The organism is Comamonas sp. wu1-DMT, from assembly GCF_040187805.1.
Taxonomy (GTDB): Bacteria; Pseudomonadota; Gammaproteobacteria; order Burkholderiales; family Burkholderiaceae_C; genus Comamonas; species Comamonas thiooxydans.
The window spans coordinates 172,561-190,180 of the sequence record NZ_JBANEM010000007.1 but is presented as its reverse complement, the minus strand read 5'-3'; the positions used below and the strand labels follow the sequence as shown (position 1 = coordinate 190,180).

The 17,620-nt window shown below is 60.5% G+C and carries 22 protein-coding genes; 18 read left to right on the top strand and 4 right to left on the bottom strand.

What is annotated here, in order from left to right:
• Positions 1-15: 15 nt before the first annotated feature.
• Both dkgB and V8Z78_RS12455 read right to left on the bottom strand, forming a co-directional pair.
• Entirely contained in the window at positions 16-822 is an 807-nt protein-coding gene (gene dkgB, locus V8Z78_RS12460; RefSeq protein ID WP_349731463.1) for a 2,5-didehydrogluconate reductase DkgB, read from the bottom strand.
• 147 nt (positions 823-969) lie between these two features.
• Complete coding sequence (locus V8Z78_RS12455) at positions 970-1,104, bottom strand: hypothetical protein (protein WP_349731462.1); 135 nt, start codon at positions 1,102-1,104, stop codon at positions 970-972.
• A 144-nt stretch (positions 1,105-1,248) separates the two neighbouring features.
• On the opposite strand from V8Z78_RS12455, the gene V8Z78_RS12450 reads away from it, so the two are divergent.
• From V8Z78_RS12450 to adk, 6 genes are all read left to right on the top strand, one after another.
• Positions 1,249-2,151: a LysR family transcriptional regulator gene (locus V8Z78_RS12450; RefSeq protein ID WP_003062896.1), complete on the top strand. Its 903-nt coding sequence runs from the start codon at positions 1,249-1,251 to the stop codon at positions 2,149-2,151.
• Positions 2,152-2,316: 165 nt separating this feature from the next.
• A complete protein-coding gene (locus V8Z78_RS12445; RefSeq protein WP_349731461.1) occupies positions 2,317-3,726 on the top strand; it encodes a GntP family permease in 1,410 nt (469 codons plus the stop codon).
• A 95-nt stretch (positions 3,727-3,821) separates the two neighbouring features.
• A complete protein-coding gene (gene lpxK / locus V8Z78_RS12440; RefSeq protein ID WP_057092556.1) occupies positions 3,822-4,865 on the top strand; it encodes a tetraacyldisaccharide 4'-kinase in 1,044 nt (347 codons plus the stop codon).
• Positions 4,866-4,960: 95 nt separating this feature from the next.
• Positions 4,961-5,152, top strand: coding sequence for a Trm112 family protein (locus V8Z78_RS12435; protein ID WP_003054006.1), 192 nt, complete (start codon positions 4,961-4,963; stop codon positions 5,150-5,152).
• 3 nt (positions 5,153-5,155) lie between these two features.
• A complete protein-coding gene (gene kdsB / locus V8Z78_RS12430) occupies positions 5,156-5,932 on the top strand; it encodes a 3-deoxy-manno-octulosonate cytidylyltransferase (RefSeq protein WP_349731460.1) in 777 nt (258 codons plus the stop codon).
• Between the two features lie 390 nt (positions 5,933-6,322).
• Positions 6,323-6,979 carry an adenylate kinase gene (gene adk / locus V8Z78_RS12425; protein WP_003062884.1) on the top strand — a complete coding sequence of 219 codons (657 nt, stop codon included), beginning with the start codon at positions 6,323-6,325 and terminating at the stop codon, positions 6,977-6,979.
• Positions 6,980-7,254: 275 nt separating this feature from the next.
• Here the strand turns inward: adk and V8Z78_RS12420 are convergent, their stop codons facing one another.
• On the bottom strand, positions 7,255-8,235 hold the full coding sequence (locus V8Z78_RS12420; protein ID WP_349731459.1) for an asparaginase: 981 nt from the start codon (positions 8,233-8,235) through the stop codon (positions 7,255-7,257).
• 82 nt (positions 8,236-8,317) lie between these two features.
• Here V8Z78_RS12420 and lexA point away from each other — a divergent pair, with 82 nt between their 5' ends.
• The 4 genes from lexA to V8Z78_RS12400 all read left to right on the top strand — a co-directional run bounded on the left by lexA (position 8,318) and on the right by V8Z78_RS12400 (position 10,849).
• Positions 8,318-8,989 (top strand): transcriptional repressor LexA, encoded by a 672-nt coding sequence (gene lexA / locus V8Z78_RS12415; RefSeq protein ID WP_003062881.1) that lies wholly within the window; start codon positions 8,318-8,320, stop codon positions 8,987-8,989.
• A gap of 169 nt (positions 8,990-9,158) precedes the next feature.
• Complete coding sequence (locus V8Z78_RS12410) at positions 9,159-9,581, top strand: hypothetical protein (protein WP_349731458.1); 423 nt, start codon at positions 9,159-9,161, stop codon at positions 9,579-9,581.
• 417 nt (positions 9,582-9,998) lie between these two features.
• Complete coding sequence (locus V8Z78_RS12405) at positions 9,999-10,244, top strand: hypothetical protein (RefSeq protein ID WP_003062877.1); 246 nt, start codon at positions 9,999-10,001, stop codon at positions 10,242-10,244.
• 143 nt (positions 10,245-10,387) lie between these two features.
• On the top strand, positions 10,388-10,849 hold the full coding sequence (locus V8Z78_RS12400; RefSeq protein WP_003062875.1) for a universal stress protein: 462 nt from the start codon (positions 10,388-10,390) through the stop codon (positions 10,847-10,849).
• Positions 10,850-11,154: 305 nt separating this feature from the next.
• On the opposite strand, the gene V8Z78_RS12395 is transcribed toward V8Z78_RS12400, so the two are convergent.
• On the bottom strand, positions 11,155-11,481 hold the full coding sequence (locus V8Z78_RS12395; RefSeq protein ID WP_003075735.1) for a hypothetical protein: 327 nt from the start codon (positions 11,479-11,481) through the stop codon (positions 11,155-11,157).
• Between the two features lie 771 nt (positions 11,482-12,252).
• Here V8Z78_RS12395 and V8Z78_RS12390 point away from each other — a divergent pair.
• The 8 genes from V8Z78_RS12390 (at position 12,253) to V8Z78_RS12360 (ending at position 17,490) form a co-directional block, all read left to right on the top strand.
• Entirely contained in the window at positions 12,253-12,561 is a 309-nt protein-coding gene (locus V8Z78_RS12390) for a hypothetical protein (RefSeq protein WP_003053988.1), read from the top strand.
• A gap of 95 nt (positions 12,562-12,656) precedes the next feature.
• Positions 12,657-13,061: a hypothetical protein gene (locus V8Z78_RS12385; protein ID WP_003062872.1), complete on the top strand. Its 405-nt coding sequence runs from the start codon at positions 12,657-12,659 to the stop codon at positions 13,059-13,061.
• Between the two features lie 84 nt (positions 13,062-13,145).
• A complete protein-coding gene (locus V8Z78_RS12380) occupies positions 13,146-13,787 on the top strand; it encodes an FABP family protein (protein ID WP_003062870.1) in 642 nt (213 codons plus the stop codon).
• Positions 13,788-13,826: 39 nt separating this feature from the next.
• Entirely contained in the window at positions 13,827-14,003 is a 177-nt protein-coding gene (locus tag V8Z78_RS27130) for a Rha family transcriptional regulator (protein WP_080944364.1), read from the top strand.
• A gap of 79 nt (positions 14,004-14,082) precedes the next feature.
• Positions 14,083-14,433: a hypothetical protein gene (locus V8Z78_RS12375; protein WP_349731457.1), complete on the top strand. Its 351-nt coding sequence runs from the start codon at positions 14,083-14,085 to the stop codon at positions 14,431-14,433.
• A gap of 165 nt (positions 14,434-14,598) precedes the next feature.
• Complete coding sequence (locus V8Z78_RS12370; protein WP_003062865.1) at positions 14,599-15,045, top strand: universal stress protein; 447 nt, start codon at positions 14,599-14,601, stop codon at positions 15,043-15,045.
• Positions 15,046-15,240: 195 nt separating this feature from the next.
• Positions 15,241-16,719, top strand: a complete 1,479-nt coding sequence (locus tag V8Z78_RS12365) for a metal-dependent hydrolase family protein (protein ID WP_349731456.1) — start codon at positions 15,241-15,243, stop codon at positions 16,717-16,719.
• Positions 16,720-16,728: 9 nt separating this feature from the next.
• On the top strand, positions 16,729-17,490 hold the full coding sequence (locus V8Z78_RS12360; RefSeq protein WP_179626384.1) for a porin family protein: 762 nt from the start codon (positions 16,729-16,731) through the stop codon (positions 17,488-17,490).
• Positions 17,491-17,620 lie beyond the last annotated feature (130 nt).

Here is a 17,620-nt window from a genome sequence, read left to right as displayed (position 1 = left end):
AATACGGCACCAGTATCAGTCCCACACAGGAGCCAGGCCATCGGGGCTGACTTCACGGCCGTTGCGCTCCAGCGCAGCGATCAGCGCCATGTCTTCGGCATCCAGCTTCAAGTCGCGCGCCAGCAGGTTGCTGGCCAGATTCTCGCGCTTGGTCGACGAGGGAATCACCGCATAGCCCAGCTGCAGCGCCCAGGCCAGGGCTACCTGCGCCACCGTGGCGTTGTGCTTGGCCGCGATCTGCGCCAGCACCGGGTCCTTGAGCACCTTGCCATAGGCCAGGGTCATGTAGGAAGTGACCTGAATGCCCTGCTCCTTGAGGAAGGCCGTCAGCTTGCGGCCTTGCAGATAGGGGCTCAGCTCAATCTGATTGGTGGCAATCTCGCCCTGGCCCACGGCCGCGATGGCCTGCTTGGTCAGTTCGATATTGAAGTTGGAGATACCGATCTGGCGGGTCAGTCCCTGGGCCTTGGCCTCAGCCAGCGCCTCCATGTACTCGGACAGCTCCACGCCGTTGCCAGGTGCAGGCCAGTGGATCAGGGTCAGGTCCACATAGTCCGTACGCAGCTTTTTCAGGCTGTCCTGAAGGCTGGAGATCAGCTTGGCTTTGCTGTAGTTCTCGACCCAGATCTTGGTGGTGACAAACAGATCGCCACGTGCCACGTCGCTCTCGGCGATGGCCTGGCCGACTTCAGCCTCGTTGCCATAGATCTGAGCCGTGTCGACAGCGCGATAACCCACATCGAGTGCATTGCGCACGGAATCGATCACGGTCTGACCGGAGAGGCGGAAGGTGCCGACCCCGAAGGAAGGAATATGGTTCATGAAATAACTCCTGAATGAGATTGAAGACGGCAGCCAGTCCTGAGCTTGCATGTCTGCTATCAGGCCAGGCTTTTCCGATGCCTGAAGTTTGCCCAACCCATATTTGTAGATTAAGCCCTGTATTTCACAAATTCTTTTGAAATAAAATCAAATATAAAAACTCGATTCTTGCGCCAGCAGTGACCAGTCTTCATCATCTTTGATGGCAACACGTGCCCCAGCAGACATAACTGCCATGCCCGCTGCGGGCATGCAGGCTTGGGAGCCATCGGCAATCACCAACAGTCGTTCCACAGAGGTGAATTCGGCAATGCGCCGGTGACCGGGGCGAACAGAGCCACAGACGAGTTCCCAAGGCGGTGCACACAGTTGATATTTGCAGATCAAGCCTGGCACCCCCTCAATTTTCTTGAACTGAATTCAACAATGAAGACCACGCTCGATGAATTGCAGGCCTTTGTGGCCGTCGTGGACACGGGGTCCATCACGGCCGCTTCGGAGCTGCTGGGCCTCACAATTTCGGCTACCAGCCGCACGCTGGGGCGCCTGGAAGAAAAGCTGCAGACCACGCTGCTGCGCCGCACCACCAGACGCCTGGAGCTGACCGAGGAAGGCGCCACCTTCTTGCAGCATGCCCGCGCCATACTGGCATCGGTGGACGAAGCGGAGGAGCTGATGGCGGCGCGGCGCATGCGGCCGGCGGGAAGATTGCGTGTCGATGCGGCCACCCCCTTCATGCTGCATGTGCTGGTGCCGCTGATTGCAGGATTTCGTGCGCGCTACCCCGAGGTGGAACTGGAGCTGAACTCCAACGAAGGCATCATCGACCTGCTCGAAAGGCGCACCGACGTGGCATTTCGCATCGGCGTGCTCAAGGACTCCACGCTGCACGCCCGTCCTGTGGGCATCAGTCGCATTCGCGTGCTGGCCAGCCCGGCCTATCTCAAGCGCCATGGCATGCCCGCCAGTCCGACACAGCTCGCCCAGCACAGCCTGCTGGGCTTTACCCAGCCCGAGTCGCTCAACGACTGGCCGCTGCGCGACGCCGACGGCAACGCCGTGCGCATTCGCCCGGACATTGCCTCCTCCAGCGGCGAGACACTCCGGCAAATGGCGCTGGCCGGCCTGGGCATCGTCTGCCTGTCGGACTTCATGACCCGCGCAGACCGCGAGCAAGGAAATCTGGTGCAGCTGTTCGGCAAGCAGACACTGGACATCTGCCAGCCCGTCAATGCGGTCTACTATCGAAACACCGCACTGGCGGCGCGCATCACCTGCTTTGTGGACCATGTGGTGGAAACGCTGGGCAGCCGTCCCTTCGGGACCTGAGCGACGCAAGCCGGCGAATCAAAGACGATGGCGGCTGTCATACCTGTGTCGCGATGACGCGGCGCAATGGGCTTGCCACGAGGCTGTACCGCCTCAGCCCTGGCACAGGCTGCGCTGCTTTTGAATTGAACGCCGTGACTGCACGGTTTGCTTAGAGAGGTGCATGTGATCAGCATTTTGGGCATCGTTCTTTCACTCGGTCTGCTCATCACTTTGGCCTATCGCGGCGTCAGTGTGCTGCTGCTGGCACCACTGACAGCCCTGCTGGCCGTGGCCTTCGGTGCACCGGAGCTGATGCTGGCCAGCTACACCCAGATCTTCATGGTCAGCCTTGGCGGCTTTGTCATCGCCTACTTTCCGCTGTTCTTGCTGGGCGCGGTCTTCGGCAAGCTGATGGAAGCTTCGGGTGCGGCTCACATCATTGCCCAAGGCATTGCGGCAGCACTGGGCGAGCGGCGCGCCATACTCGCCGTGGTGCTGGCCTGCACCGTTCTCACCTACGGCGGTGTTTCCTTGTTTGTCGTGGCCTTTGCGGTGTACCCCATCGCCCAGGCGCTTTTCCGGCGTGCCGACATCCCGCGCCGCCTCATGCCGGCCACGATTGCGCTGGGAGCCTTTACCTTCACCATGACGGCGCTGCCCGGCACGCCGGCCATCCAGAACGCGATCCCCATGCCCTATTTCGGCACCACGCCGTTTGCCGCGCCGGGACTGGGCCTGATCGCCGCAGCCGTGATGCTGATGCTCGGCCTGTGGTGGCTGCACTGGCGCAGCGCGCAGGCGCGCTCCAGAGGCGAAGGCTTTACCGCCGAGGATGAAGCCCAGCAGCCGGCGGACGAACTTGCTCCAGCAGCAGAGGCCGCCCCCAGCCATCTGGAGCTGGGCAAGGCCTTGCTGCCTGTTGCCGTGGTGATCGCTCTGAACTATCTTTTATCGGTGCATGTGCTTGCAGGTCTGGACACGCGCTATCTGGCCGAAGCCCGTTTCGGCGCCACCAGCATCGAGGCGCTGCGCGGCATCTGGGCCGTGATTGCGGCCCTGACCGCGGCAATCTGCCTGCTGGTTGCCCTGTGGTGGGGCCGCCTGCCACAGCTCAAGCAACTGCTCGACGAAGGTGCCAGCGCCTCGGCCCTGCCGCTGCTGAACACGGCCTCCCAGGTCGGTTATGGTGCTGTCATCGCCTCGCTGGCAGGCTTCACGCTGATACGCGATGCGGTGCTGAACATCTACCCGGACAACCCGCTGATCTCGATGTCGATCGCCATCAATATTCTGGCCGGCATCACCGGCTCGGCCTCGGGCGGCATGAGTATTGCACTGCAGACCCTGGGCAGCACCTGGCAGCAGATGGTTGAGGCCGCCGGCCTGTCGCCCCAGTTGCTGCACCGCGTCACGGCCGTCGCCACGGGCGGACTGGACACCTTGCCGCACAACGGCGCCGTCATCACCCTGCTGGGCATCTGTGGGCTCACGCATCGCCAGTCCTATCTGGACATTGCCATGGTGGCTATCGTCCCGGCCGTCGCTGCCCTTGCCGTCATCGTGGCGCTGGGCAGCCTGTTTGGCAGTTTTTGATCCCGAGCTCGCGGAATCAGGGCCCAGGTATTTGCGCATCACGCAGGCCGATTGACTGCGGGAACTCCGGCCGCGCCCGTATGATCCCAACCCCTATGCCTCAAAACACCGTCCAAGCATCCTCCTCGCAACATGGCTTGCGCGCCCTCTGGCGCCGGCGTGGAGCGGGTGCCTGGCTGCTGTGGCCGCTATCGCTACTCTATGGGGTGCTGCAGGCCTGGAACGCCAGGCGCATGCGCAGCCGCCAGCAAAGCACGGGTCTGCCAGTCATCGTCGTCGGCAATGTGATTGCGGGCGGCGCGGGCAAGACCCCTGTGACTCAAGCCGTGGTGGCCCACCTCAAGGCCAGGGGCTGGCAGCCGGCCATCATCTCGCGCGGCTATGGCCGCAGGATCGAGAACGGACAGGATTGCCGTGAGGCACTGCCGGACAGCCCCGCCAGCGAGGTCGGCGACGAGCCCGCCCTGCTGGCGCGCAGCACCGGCGTGCCTGTCTTTGTCGCCTCCAGGCGTCTGGAGGCGGCGCAAGAGCTGCGCCAGCGGTACCCGCAGGTCGACGTGATCGTGAGCGACGACGGCCTGCAACATCTTGCCCTGGCACGCGATGTGGAGCTGTGCGTCTTCAATGATGAAGGAGTCGGAAACGGCTTTCTGCTGCCCGCAGGCCCGTTGCGCGAGCCCTGGCCTCGCCCGGTAACGGCCACACTGCATGCCGGCCAGCCGCCCCGGCCACTGGGCAGTTCCCCGGCTTTCGCGCTGCAGCGCAGCCTGGCCGACACCGCCCACAACGGCCATGGCCAGAGCATCCCGCTGCGCAGTCTGGCCGCTCGGAGCCCGGAGGCCGTGGCCGCCGTGGCACGCCCCGAATCCTTTTTTGCCATGCTGGCTGCCCAGGGCATCACTCCGGCAGCAACCCAGGCCCTGCCCGATCACTATGATTTCGAGAGCTTCTCTCGCACGCTGGAAAACGACAAGCCCTTGATTTGCACCGAGAAAGATGCCGTCAAGCTCTGGCGCAGCCATCCTGAAGCCTGGGCCGTTCCCCTTGAGCTGCAGCTGCCGCAGGCCTTCTGGGAGCTGCTGGACGCGCAGTTGGCCAAGGCCAACGCCAATATTCGCCGCGATGGCAAGCCAGCCTGACTATCATTGAGCCTATGGATCGGCCTCGGCTGATCCCCCTTTTTGCAGCGCCAGCCCCCTGCTGGCGCCCTCATCCCGTTTTGCAGGAATACTCCATGGACGCCAAACTTCTCGAACTGCTGGTCTGCCCCGTTACCAAGGGCCCGCTGCGCTTTGACCGCGAGCATCAGGAGCTGATCAGCCACAGCGCGCGCCTGGCCTATCCCGTGCGCGACGGCATCCCTGTGCTGCTGGAAAACGAAGCCCGCACCCTGTCCGACGACGAGCTGGAAGAAGAAAAGCAATAAGCCATGAGCTATACGGTACTGATCCCGGCCCGACTGTCCTCGACCCGTCTGCCCGGCAAACCCCTGGCCGATATTGCCGGCTTGCCGATGGTGGTACGCGTGGCCCAGCGCGCGGCTCTGGCCGGCGCAGCCCGTTGCGTGGTGGCGGCCGACGACGAGAGCATTGTGGCGGCCTGCGCCGAGCATGGCATCCAGGCCATCCTGACGCGCAAGGATCATCCCAGCGGCAGCGACCGTCTGGCTGAAGCCTGTGCGCAGCTGGGCCTGTCCGGCGACGATGTGGTCGTCAATGTGCAAGGCGACGAGCCGCTGATCGACCCCAAGCTCATCGAGGCCGTGGCGCAACTGCTGCTGGCCCGCCCCGAAGCCAGCATGGGCACGGCCGCCCATCCTATTGATAGCCTGACGGATTACCGCAACCCGAATGTGGTGAAGGTGGTCTGTGACGTCAAGGGTCTGGCCAGCTATTTCAGCCGCGCGCCCATCCCTTTCTCGCGCGACCACGGCGATGAGGCCTGGTGGCAGACGGCTGCCCCCAGGGCCGGTCACACAGGTTTCACACCGCTGCGCCATATTGGCATCTATAGCTACAAGGCCGGTTTTCTGCGCGAATTCCCACAACTGGCACCTGCACCGACCGAAGCCATGGAGCAGCTTGAGCAGTTGCGCGCCCTCTGGCACGGCCACCGCATTGCCGTGCATATTACGCCCGATGCACCGGGTGCCGGCGTCGACACGCCCGAAGACCTGGAGCACGTGCGCGCTGTTTTTGCTGTTTGAGAAAAAGACCTGCGCACTTTGGCGACACCGGTCCGCAGGCCGTCTTCTTCCAGGGCTGCTCAGGCATCAAGCCGGCAGCAGCCCCGTCGGCGCACACAGCCCCAAAGGGCCCTGGGCCAGTCCAGGAAAGCGCTGATCGCTATACTTTCCGCATAGTCCGAATAGCATATGTAACGGCTTCGGCACCTGGATTACAACTACAGCAATCGCGTTTGCAGCGGATACATGCCTTCAATTGGCCGCACTTGTGACAGCCTTGACTGAATTGTGTAAGCCTGTGTTGGTCTTGTGCGTGCTATCCTTGCCCGCGAAAAAATACGGCCCGGGGACTACGGACGACCACCCGTCTGCCTGGGCCAGCAAGAATTTCTACTCTCCTCAAGGATTTCCATGAAACTGATTTTGTTGGGTGCACCCGGCGCCGGCAAAGGCACTCAGGCGGCCTTCATTTGCCAAAAGTACGGTATCCCTCAAATCTCCACGGGCGACATGCTGCGCGCCGCCGTCAAGGCTGGCACCCCTCTGGGTCTGCAAGCCAAGGCCGTGATGGACGCCGGCCAGCTGGTCAGCGACGATCTGATCATCAACCTGGTCAAGGAACGCATTGCTCAGCCCGACTGCGCCAAGGGTTTCCTGTTTGACGGCTTCCCCCGCACCATCCCCCAGGCCGACGCCATGAAGGCCGCCGGCGTGAAGCTGGACTATGTGCTGGAAATCGACGTGCCCTTCGACGCCATCATCGAACGCATGAGCGGCCGCCGCAGCCACCCCGCCTCGGGCCGCACCTACCATGTCAAGTTCAACCCTCCCAAGGTGGAAGGCAAGGACGACGTGACCGGTGAAGACCTGGTTCAGCGCGAAGACGACAAGGAAGAAACCGTCAAGAAGCGCCTGGACGTCTACAGCAGCCAGACACGTCCTCTGGTGGACTACTACAGCAACTGGGCCAAGGCCGATGCAGCAGCGGCCCCCAAGTACCGCGCCATCAGCGGCACAGGCAGCGTGGAAGAAATCACCGAACGCGCTCTGGCCGCTCTGGCTTCCTGATCGTCCTGATCACTCGCTCATGGAGCCTTGCCGACTTTAGCGGCCAGGCATCTCTGGGCAAAAAAGGCTGGAGTCATCACCGGCCTTTTTTGTTTTTGAAGCTCGCGCTCCCGGCCTTCCGGCCGACATCAGTCCGGTGCGGAAAAGCTGTACCAGGAATGGCGCTGGAGCCATCAATATTCATAGCTGCCCGCGCCTACATTCATTGGATTTCAGAGCAAAACACTATGAATACTCTTTATCAATGAGGGCTAGAAGCTCTCATAACAAGAGCATCAATCCAATGCGTGAGGCCAGCCCATCAGCTCCAGCATCAGGCTGATTCTGGTCTTGGCCGCCGGCAGGCTGCTCACACGGCTATCCCCCGCTCCCTCGGCCTGCACCACCTGCCCCTCCTCGCACCGGGTCGTGATGCGCAAAGCCATGCCCTGCGCCTGCGCCCAGTCCAGGGCTGACCCCAATGCCTGATGGAGTGTGCCATTGCCCGTGCCCACCACCACCACGGCACGCACGCCTGCCGCATACCAGGCCTGCATCACCGCCAGAGCTACGGCACTGTTGCAGCCCGCATGACTGTGCAGCAGCTCCACCAGGGGCCAGTGATCTGCGGGCGGTAAAGCGATTGCAGTGGAGCTGGCCGCAACGACCGGCAGCCCGCCTGTTGCCCAGCGCAGCCGCCCCTCTTCCACCCAGCCCTGCGGGCCGGCACCACTGCCATCGAAGGCATCCACACGATAAGGATGCACCTTGCGCACCTGGCGTGCACTGAACACCCGGCCCGCCACCACGGCAAGCACACCGCGGCCAGCAGCCTGCATGTCGGCCGCACAGGCCACGGCATCGCGCAGATTGCCGGGGCCGTCAGCCGAAATGGCTGTGGCCGGGCGCATGGCGCAGGTCAGCACCACGGGCTTTGCCGGGTGCAGAACACATTGCAGAAACCAGGCGGTTTCCTCCAGCGTGTCGGTGCCATGGGTGATCACGATGCCGCTCACGTCATCACGAGCGAGCAGCTCGGCACATCGCAGCGCGAGTGCATGCCAGGTCGCGTGATCCATATCCTTGCTGTCCAGCTGCGCTAGCTGCTCCACCTGCAGCGATGCAGAAGCAACGCGCTCCAGGTCCGGCACGGCCTGCAGCAGCTGAGCCACGCCCAGTTGGGCCGCACGGTAGCCCACACTGGTGCCCGCCTGCTCGGCGACACCGGCAATCGTGCCGCCCGTGCCCAGGATGACGATATTTTTGTCAGGTTCCACTTGCAGTCCTCTTCAAACTGATTAAAAATACAGGTACTGGATGAACACACAGTATTCATCATCGATCGATCAAGGAATGCCCATGGACCACCCCAAGCTCACTCCCCGCCAGCAGCAGATTCTGGACCTCATCCAGTCCAGCATCGCTCGCACGGGTGCGCCCCCTACCCGGGCCGAGATTGCCAGCACCTTTGGCTTCAAGTCGGCCAATGCTGCAGAAGAGCATTTGCAGGCACTGGCCCGCAAGGGCGTCATAGATCTGGTCAGCGGCACATCGCGCGGCATTCGCCTGCGCGCCGATACCGTGCGCACCATCAATGCTGCACGCGGTGCCAGCTTTGCGCTGCCGCTCACGGCACTGGCTCCGCTGGTGCTTCCCCTGGTCGGCCGCGTCGCTGCCGGCTCGCCTATTCTGGCCCAGGAACATATCGATCAGAGCTATTCGGTCGAGCCCAGCCTGTTTGCCGCCAAGCCCGATTACCTGCTCAAGGTCCGCGGCATGTCCATGCGTGACGCGGGCATCATGGACGGCGACCTGCTGGCGGTACAGGCTACGCATGAAGCGCGCAACGGCCAGATTGTGGTGGCCCGCCTCGGTGACGACGTGACCGTCAAACGCTTCAAGCGCACGCCTCAGGGCATCGAGCTGCTGCCCGAGAACCCCGACTACAAGATCATTCACGTCGATCCTGAAGAGCCATTCGCCATCGAAGGCCTGGCCGTAGGCCTTATCCGCAACAGCATGTTCATGTAACGGGCAGACGGCGTCCCTCCGCCTATGCAGCGGAGGCACTGAGCCTCTTTCCCTCTCAAGCCCAGGTGGTAGGCGCGAAGCCGTTGAGCTTCGCCCTGGGCGGAGCTTTGCCTGAAGAACGCAATCCTGCCCTTATCCATGCCGCAAGGTCATCAAGAGGAGTTGCCAAATGGGATTCGCCACATCACTGCAGGCTTTGACACGCCTGACCCTTAAAGGGCAGCCTGCCACGCTGTCGCTCAACCCGAACTTCTGCTCTGATGATGCAAGCGAAGCCGCTGCAGAACCTGTATCCTTCACTACCAATCGCCCAAAGGCGAAGCAGATCAGCATTCCTGTCATACGCGCCAACCGCGGCCGCAGTCGTCTAGGCAGCAATACGCTTTGTCCTCAGACCTTTGCAGCGACACCAGAGCTGCAATCGCCAATAACCGACGAGTCTAGGCAAGCAGCTTCTCCACGACTTCTCAAGATCGTGCAGCGTGAGCCGCGCAGTCAGCCCGAATGCCTGCTGATCTGCGGACGCATGGCCGATGTCTGTGCCGCGCTGGAGCGTATGGCACTCCATGAGCAAGCAGCCCCGCAAGTCTGAAAGCTCAGTGAGGTTTGACTGCCTGCACTCGTGCAGCTCTGAGCCCGACCCGCGATAGGCCTGCAGGCGATGCAACAAAGCTTCCATTGCATCCAACAGGAAGCCACCTCAACGCTCTTGGCCCATCGGCCGGCAGATATGGCGCCAGACAACTCTGCCAGCAGTGCATAGGCAAAAACTCGATGTCGCCAGAGCAGGCCCTCTATATTGGCGCCGAACGATCTGGATCGCCATGTAAATTATTTGCTGATGTTCTGCCTGTGCCTGTCCGCCAGAACGCATTTCGCACAAGCCTCGCAGCCTTCTAAACTCCTTGTCAGGCGCGAATATGCGTCAGAACGGATACCCGGATCAGGGTATTGCAGCACCTCTTCGACAGTGGAAACATTCATATACACATGTCAATGAGGGCGTCTTATGAGTGCCTACCGCAAGCTCTTGCAGCACATACAGGCCAAAGACGCCAATGGAGACCTGCGCCTGATTCTGGTCTATCAGAGTTTTGATGAGGTCGACATGCCGCATGGCGTCTCCATACGACCGTCTGCCATTTACTTTGAAACTGCCGATCATCAGGAGGTCAACTGGCTCAATCCACAGCAGTTCGAGATAGAGGCCACTGGCGAAATCCTCAATCGCGTTCCTCCTTCGCCCGAGGAATGAGACAACTCGACGCGATCGACCCCGTTACAGAGTCTTACCTCCTGTCTACAACTCTGCTGCATTCAAGAACTAGGCATTGCGCAGCTCGAAATATTGGAATAAATTGATTCTCAGGCACATCTTCCGGCATCAGGAGGCTGAACATGTTCAAGCACCTGCTCATTCCCACCGATGGCACCAAACTGTCAGAGGCTGCCGTGCGTGCTGGCGTTCTGCTTGCGCGTGAACAAGGCGCCAAGGTGACCGGCCTTTATGTCATGCCCGATTACCGCGCCATCATCTACGGCGCAGACGCACTGCTGACTTACAACAGCACAGAGTTCGAGCGAAGTGCCAACAGCGATGCAGATGCGGCTTTGCAGTTCGTTGACCAGATTGCCAGACCTGAAGGCGTACCCTGCAACTTTGTGCGAGTCACCCACGCCTCTGTTTACCAAGCCATTGTTCACCAGGCGCAGGAATTGCAGTGCGATCTGATTTGCATGGCCTCACACGGTCGCAAAGGTATTGGCGGAATTTTGCTGGGCAGCGAAACCCAGCGCGTCCTGACGCACAGCCATGTCCCGGTGCTGGTACACCGGCCCGCCTCCACCGGCAAACATTAAGGAGCCAAAAATATCGAATAGCAGTCCTGCATCTTGCACGCTTGCCTCGGTACAAGATGGGCAAGCGACTTGCAAGTCATGGCTGCAAAATGCAGGCCAGCCAGTCAGGAGCTGCTGGCCGCACCCGATGGGGCAACCTGTCAACCGTTCAAACGCGTCAGCAACAGTGCAAGAGCGATAAACGGCGATTGAGGCCAAAGTAACGCCTCTGCCAACTATTCAAATGCATTGACTGTGTGAGCTGCAGAACCGGATCGAGAGGACCCCAAAACTTGCCCGCCTTGCGCGGGCATTTTTTTTGGCTGCTAGGCACATCGCTCCGATACTTCTCCCAATCGCTCACGATGCCCAGGCAAGGTGAACAGAATCTGGAGATTCTGCGAGTCCATTTGCTGCACCACGATGGAGCCGTCTTCGTGCAGATAGATCCGCACAGTGTGTGCATCATCCAGATCCCAGTGCGCAACGCTCGTATTCACCCCCCGCCAGCCATGCTCCTCGCACAGCCGACGCCGGCGCAAGGCCTTCAAAAATTCCTGCGAAGCACCAAGCTCTGCATTGGTTTGCACCCAGCTGTCGATCACCAACTCATAAGCCATCTGCTGCGTATGGCAAGGCTTGGCCAGCTTCATATGCCTGATCCAGGCATCTAGACGGGAGGCAAAAGTGTATTGCAGGTGGTGGGACATGGGCTTTTTTTGAATTCAGTAGGGCACAGGGCTAGATCGCCACTTGCGCATCAAAAATCAGAATTTTCCTACGCCCAATTTACCGAAAAGTGCAGCAGAAACAAAATCTACATCACCAATAGGTTCAGGGTTTAACACTGCTTGACGACCGGCCTGAGAGACAACTGGCAGAGCGAGACTTGCCAGAGCCACGGTGAACTCTGAGCCTGCACGGTGACATATCTCAAGGATTGGATAAGCTGGCTTTTGGACGCTTGCCAGCTGCTCAGCCACCGCATTGCCTAGTATTTCGGGAGCACCTACCGATGACTTGCCTGTTGGAATTCAGGCAAGGCGATTCAGCCCTGCTTTCGTTGACTCAGGCCAGAGCATCGTCATCCTGAAATTCAATGCGCCTCTCTCAAAATTGTCATCATCAGGCAATTTTTACGTTCAAACCCATGCCGGCTCAGAATAGATTTCATTAAAAAAATCTATCTTTTCACTCAGTTACTTAGCACGGCCACTTCATCAAGAAAAGATGACAGCGGCACCGGCAAAGCACCTCCCCAGCGCTTCAGAGAAGCTCACACAGCAGATCTGCTCTGTCCATTAGCGCGATCTGTAAGTGCCTACATACTTCCTTACATCCTCTTGATACAACATCAGTCAAATGCAATGAAATGTCAGCTCGCAGGTCCTGCGGCAAGTCGTTGAGCAACAGGGAGTGTCGTCATGAGAAAAGTTAATCCTGCCGCCAAGAACGCGAACCGCGCTTTTGTCCGTCTGCACACGTATGTGACCAAGCAATTCGACTGGGATCTCTTCACCAAGGACTACCGGGTAGTCCTGCACACTGACGAGGATGGAGGCGTCACGCTCTACATCGTCAAGGTCTTCGACAAGGATGGACAGCCTGCCGCACTAGGGCCAAAGATCCCTAACCAGATTACGTTCTCTTACCGTCAGGCTCCCATCATGTCGGTATGGACAGAGTTCTTTAACGACGGCAAATTCAGTTGGCGCAATGTCTCCTGCCGCTAGGGCGCAGCGGTGGAGGATGGTGAATTGGCTGTCGGCATAGACACCCGTCGCTGCGCCAGGAGCGCCATCCTGTCCAACACATTCAGGAGAGTTGCATGACCCGCTTCCAACCGATGCTTGCAACTGCTGCCCTGCTCAGTCTCATGACGCTACATCTCAGCAGCAGCTCCATGGCGCAGGCCGCCTTTACAACCCCGGGCGGCTACACCAACTCCTACAGCGGCCAGATCACGGGCAACGGCATCGTGCAATACGGGCTCGAAACGCGGCCCTTCCAGCGCATGACCGTCACGCTCAACACCAACAATCCGTCCAGTCAGATGAACGTCTTCAAGGACGGCTCTGCCCAGCCTCTATGCCAAGGCTCGGCCAACAACAACATCTGCACCTTTCGCATCGAACGTGGTGCCAGCTATCGCGTGCTGATCTTCCTCACGCGTGAAGCCGCCCAGCGCGGCGAAAGTGCACGCTTTACGCTCACCACCGAAGAAAGCACCTGACAGCTTGACTGCCGTCAAGAACCCCTCAGTCCATGGCTTGTAAACTGGCTTCAACAGATTCAAAGTGAAAGCCCGTTACACAATATGGAAAACTTTCCCAAAGACATCTACACCGAGCCCACGCCCGATGTGAATACCCTGGCCAACCTCGGCCCCCTCACCGGCATGGCCGGTATCTGGATCGGCAAGCGCGGCCTGGACATCAACCCAAAGGCTGACGGCCCCGAAAAGCAGGCCTTTATCGAGCACATGGAGTGCCAGCCCATCGATGCGCAAACCAACGGGCCACAGCTCTTCTATGGCCTGCGCTACCACACACGCATCGTCAAGCCCGACGATGTGGAAACCTTTCACGACCAGGTCGGTTACTGGCTGTGGGAGCCTGCCACCGGCAACATCATCCAGACTCTGACCATCCCGCGCGGACAGACCGCCATGGCCACGGGCAAGACCACGGCTGACGCCACCAGCTTCACCCTCAGGGCCGAGCGCGGCTCCACCGTCAACGGCATCTCCAGCAACCCGTTTCTGGAGCACGCCTTCAGAACCGACGCCTATACCATCACCATCACCAAGCACTCGGACGGCACCTGGTCGTACGAGCAGGAAACCACGCTGACCATCCCCGGCCAGAGCGAGCCTTTTGCCCATACCGACCGCAACACCTTGCACAAGATTGGCGAGCCCACGCCCAACCCAACGGCAAGGGCCGCAGTTGAAATCTGATTAGCACTCTCAAAGGACTCCACGCCCCGGCCGAATTCACTGGATCCGCAGGGCGCACACTCCCCCGATTACCGCATCGTCCGTGATGACCTTACGCTGCTGGCCATGGCCCTTACAGGCAAGAAGGCGCTTGCCTTCAAACCGGCTTATATAGATGCCTTTCAGCGCATGGAGGCCGTTCGCAACAGGCTGCCGGCATTCGGCGCATGGAGCTGACCTTCAATCTGGTCGCGAAGACTGAGGCGCAAGTGCACCGCACTGCGTTCAAGACCTTGATACGGGGCGATGCCGATAGATGAGCGCACAGCAGCCACCTGCCGAACCTGAATTACGGTCGCCCACCCTGCGCCATATACAGCCGATTGTGATCGAGCTGAGGCAGGCCTCCTTCGACAGCCTGCCATGGCGCATTGCCGACGGCGAGATCATCGGCTCGACCGACGCCCAACTGGCCAAACTTGCCAAACTGGCCAAACTGGCCAAACTGGCCAAACTGGCCAAACTGGCCAAACTGGCAACAGCCTACTCCCAGCACCGCGAGAGGCAGTCCAGCCTGCCGACCGGCAACAGCCGCAGAGCAGGCTGCGCAAGACCTTCGGAAAATCTACTTTTGATAGCTTTCAACGCTTTATGGATAAGGGCTTGAGGCGGTTTTTACTTGCAACCTCATGAATTTGATTTCCATCAAGAAACCGTCTGAATACTCATTTCAAGGTGTTGCATTAGCAGCCCTGGAGTGTGAGTATGAGTTCGGTGATCGATCGAATTGATTTGGCAACAAGACGCGCACCTATGCGCAAGGAGGCTGGATATGTTCAAGCACATTTTGATTCCTACGGACGGCTCTAAGCTCTCTGAGGCCGCGCTGCGCGCGGGCATACAACTGGCTAAGGAACAAGGCGCACAGGTGACGGCGCTTTATGTGATGCCGGATTACGCAGCCATGATTTACGGAGCCGAGGCGCTGATCGCCTACAACTCTGCAGAGTTCGACAAGAGCGCCCAGAAGGAAGCAGATCAGGTGTTGCAAGCTGCCCTGGACATTGCCAAGACCGAGGGCGTGGCCTGCCAGACGGTGCGGGTCACGAATATCTCCATCAATCAGGCCATCATCAAGCAGGCGCAGGAGGGTAACTGCGATCTGATCTGCATGGCATCACACGGCCGCAAGGGCATTGCCGGCATTTTGCTGGGCAGCGAGACCCAGCGCGTACTGGTCAACAGCAGCATTCCGGTTCTGGTGCACCGCCCGGTTTAAGCATGCTCGACTGCAGCGCAGCCACTTCCCGGCCGCTCTCATAATGCAAGCAACGCCCCATCGCCCTCGTGCGGTGGGGCGCTTTTTCATGGCCGATCGTCGTGTAGCATCGGTGCATCAAATTGTGAGCCTTTGGTTCCATTTGTCACGCCGGCAGCGGCGTCTCTTGTTCATTTTGAAAAAAGGGAAAAGCAGATGAGTCACGCAATCGCAACCGCTGCCGGCCTGGCGTGGCAGACCGGCCCGATTCGCCCGAGAGCCTGCACCTGCGGCAGCGTGGTGTGCCAGTTGCTGCATGAGCGGGTGATGAGCGATATGTCGCGCCGCATGTTTGTGGGCGGGGTGGCGGCCATGATGGCGCCATTTGTGACCCTGCATGCTGCCGAGACAGGCGAGGGCGGGGCGGCCAGGCCGGCCGACCGCCCCGTGTTGCTGACCAATCTGCGCCTGTTTGACGGCACGGGCAAGTCGGTGCGCCAAGGCGTCCAGGTGCTGATCCAGGGCAAGCTGATTGCCGCCCTGCCCTCTGCCGGCGAAAAGGTGGAAGGTGCGCAAGTGATCGACTGCCAGGGCAAGCTGGTGATGCCGGGCATGATCGATACGCACTGGCACACCATGCTGGCAGCCATTCCGCAGATGACGGCCATGACGGCAGATCTGGGCTATCTGTATATCTCCGCCGCGCAGGAGGCACAGCGCACGCTGATGCGCGGCTTTACCTCGGTGCGCGACGCGGGCGGCCCCGCCTTTGCGCTCAAGCGCGCGATCGACGAGGGCATGATCCCGGGCCCGCGCATCTATCCAAGCGGGGCGATGATTTCTCAGACCTCGGGCCATGGCGACTTCCGCCTTCGCAGTGATATTCCGCGTGCAGCGAACGAGCCGCTGAGCATGGTGGAGCAAACCGGCGTGGCCATGATTGCGGATGGCGAGACCGAGGTTCTGCGCCGCGTGCGCGAGCAGTTGATGCTGGGGGCATCGCAAATCAAGATGCTGGCAGGCGGCGGCGTGGCATCGCTGTACGACCCGCTGGACAGCACCCAGTTCACCGAGAAGGAGTTGCGTGCCGGCGTGGAGGCCGCCGCAGACTGGAACACCTATGTGATGTCGCATGTTTACACCCCCAAAGGCATCAAGCGGGCCATCAAGGCGGGCGTAAAAAGCATCGAACACGGCCAGTTGGCCGACGAGGAAAGCGCGCGCATGATGCGCGACGAGGGCGTGTGGTGGAGCCTGCAGCCGTTTCTGCAGGACGAGGACGCCAACCCCTACACCGATGCAGTGCGCCGCGAGAGCCAGTCGCGCGTGGCCCAGGGCACGGTGCGCGCCTATGAGATGGCGCAGAAGTACGGCATCAAGACGGGCTGGGGCACGGACATTCTGTTCAGTCCCAAGGGCACGGTCACACAGGGCAAGCAACTGGCCAAACTGACGCGCTTTTACGACCCCATGACGCTGCTGAAGCAGGCCACGGGCACCAACGGTGAACTGCTGGCCCTGTCGGGCGAGCGCAACCCCTATCCCCAGCCGCTGGGCCGCATAGCCCCTGGCGCATTTGCCGATCTTCTGGTGGCCGATGGCGACCCGACGGTGAATCTGGACTTCCTGAGTAACCCGGAACAGAACCTGCGCCTGATCATGAAGGATGGCAAGGTTTACAAGAACACGCTGTAAGAGAGACAAATGACCCAGCACATCAACACCACTCCGGGTATGGCAGCGGCGGCGCTGGCCGTGAGCCTGCTGGCAGGCACGCCGGCCTGGGCACAGGACAAGACGGCAGCCGATGCATGGCGCTTTCAGCTCACGCCCTATGTATGGATGACGGGGCTGGACGGCAGCGTCCGCCCGTTCAGAGGAGCGCCAACGGTGAGCGTGAACAAATCGTTCTCGGACATTCTGGAGGACCTGGACGCTGCAGCCTTTGTGAACGGCACGGCACGCAAGGGACAATATGTGCTGCAGGGAGATTTCAGCTACGCCGCTACATCGGACAAGGCTGCCTTACCCTTAGGCCTGAGCGCAAATGCCAAGATTCGCCAGACCTCGCTGACGATGACCGGCGGGCACAACTGGATGCTGAGTCCGCGGTCGAGCGTTGACCTGATGGCGGGCCTGCGCCTATGGCAGATCAAGGCCGAAGTAAGTGTGCCAGGAGTGGGTTCGGCGCAGTCCAACACCTCGTTCGTCGACCCAGTGGTCGCCGCACGCTGGCGCTACGATATTGCGCCGCGCTGGTCCACCTTGGTGTATGCCGATATGGGTGGGCTGGATGTGGGCTCGAAGTTCACCTGGCAGGTGCACGGCTCGGTGAACTACCAAGTCAAGGAAAACATCTTTGTGTCCGTGGGCTACCGCCACCTGAGCGTGGACTACCGTGACGACGGCAAGCGACTGGACTTCAGCCAGAGCGGCCCGATCGTCGGAGCGACGTTCAGGTTTTGATCACCACCAGCGGATAGCCAACACCCAGCCCGTCAGACCTGCGGCTGCAACGCCGCATGCAGCAATGGCATAGGCGATGGCAATCGCTGCGGGCGAACCAGGCTGCGCCAGGCCCTCTATAGCACTGGAT

What these genes read in the sequence shown, in the direction of transcription:
- V8Z78_RS12390 (WP_003053988.1), top strand. Translation starts at nt 12,253, where the DNA reads ATGAGAAAAGTTAATCCTGCCGCCAAGAACGCGAACCGCGCTTTTGTC.
- V8Z78_RS12405 (WP_003062877.1), top strand. Translation starts at nt 9,999, where the DNA reads ATGAGTGCCTACCGCAAGCTCTTGCAGCACATACAGGCCAAAGACGCC.
- V8Z78_RS12375 (WP_349731457.1), top strand. Translation starts at nt 14,083, where the DNA reads ATGAGCGCACAGCAGCCACCTGCCGAACCTGAATTACGGTCGCCCACC.
- kdsB (WP_349731460.1), top strand. Translation starts at nt 5,156, where the DNA reads ATGAGCTATACGGTACTGATCCCGGCCCGACTGTCCTCGACCCGTCTG.
- V8Z78_RS12380 (WP_003062870.1), top strand. Translation starts at nt 13,146, where the DNA reads ATGGAAAACTTTCCCAAAGACATCTACACCGAGCCCACGCCCGATGTG.
- lpxK (WP_057092556.1), top strand. Translation starts at nt 3,822, where the DNA reads ATGCCTCAAAACACCGTCCAAGCATCCTCCTCGCAACATGGCTTGCGC.
- V8Z78_RS12395 (WP_003075735.1), bottom strand. Translation starts at nt 11,481, where the DNA reads ATGAAGCTGGCCAAGCCTTGCCATACGCAGCAGATGGCTTATGAGTTG.
- V8Z78_RS12450 (WP_003062896.1), top strand. Translation starts at nt 1,249, where the DNA reads ATGAAGACCACGCTCGATGAATTGCAGGCCTTTGTGGCCGTCGTGGAC.
- V8Z78_RS12435 (WP_003054006.1), top strand. Translation starts at nt 4,961, where the DNA reads ATGGACGCCAAACTTCTCGAACTGCTGGTCTGCCCCGTTACCAAGGGC.
- V8Z78_RS12365 (WP_349731456.1), top strand. Translation starts at nt 15,241, where the DNA reads ATGAGTCACGCAATCGCAACCGCTGCCGGCCTGGCGTGGCAGACCGGC.
- V8Z78_RS12410 (WP_349731458.1), top strand. Translation starts at nt 9,159, where the DNA reads ATGGGATTCGCCACATCACTGCAGGCTTTGACACGCCTGACCCTTAAA.
- V8Z78_RS12400 (WP_003062875.1), top strand. Translation starts at nt 10,388, where the DNA reads ATGTTCAAGCACCTGCTCATTCCCACCGATGGCACCAAACTGTCAGAG.
- dkgB (WP_349731463.1), bottom strand. Translation starts at nt 822, where the DNA reads ATGAACCATATTCCTTCCTTCGGGGTCGGCACCTTCCGCCTCTCCGGT.
- lexA (WP_003062881.1), top strand. Translation starts at nt 8,318, where the DNA reads ATGGACCACCCCAAGCTCACTCCCCGCCAGCAGCAGATTCTGGACCTC.
- V8Z78_RS12370 (WP_003062865.1), top strand. Translation starts at nt 14,599, where the DNA reads ATGTTCAAGCACATTTTGATTCCTACGGACGGCTCTAAGCTCTCTGAG.
- V8Z78_RS12360 (WP_179626384.1), top strand. Translation starts at nt 16,729, where the DNA reads ATGACCCAGCACATCAACACCACTCCGGGTATGGCAGCGGCGGCGCTG.
- V8Z78_RS12385 (WP_003062872.1), top strand. Translation starts at nt 12,657, where the DNA reads ATGACCCGCTTCCAACCGATGCTTGCAACTGCTGCCCTGCTCAGTCTC.
- adk (WP_003062884.1), top strand. Translation starts at nt 6,323, where the DNA reads ATGAAACTGATTTTGTTGGGTGCACCCGGCGCCGGCAAAGGCACTCAG.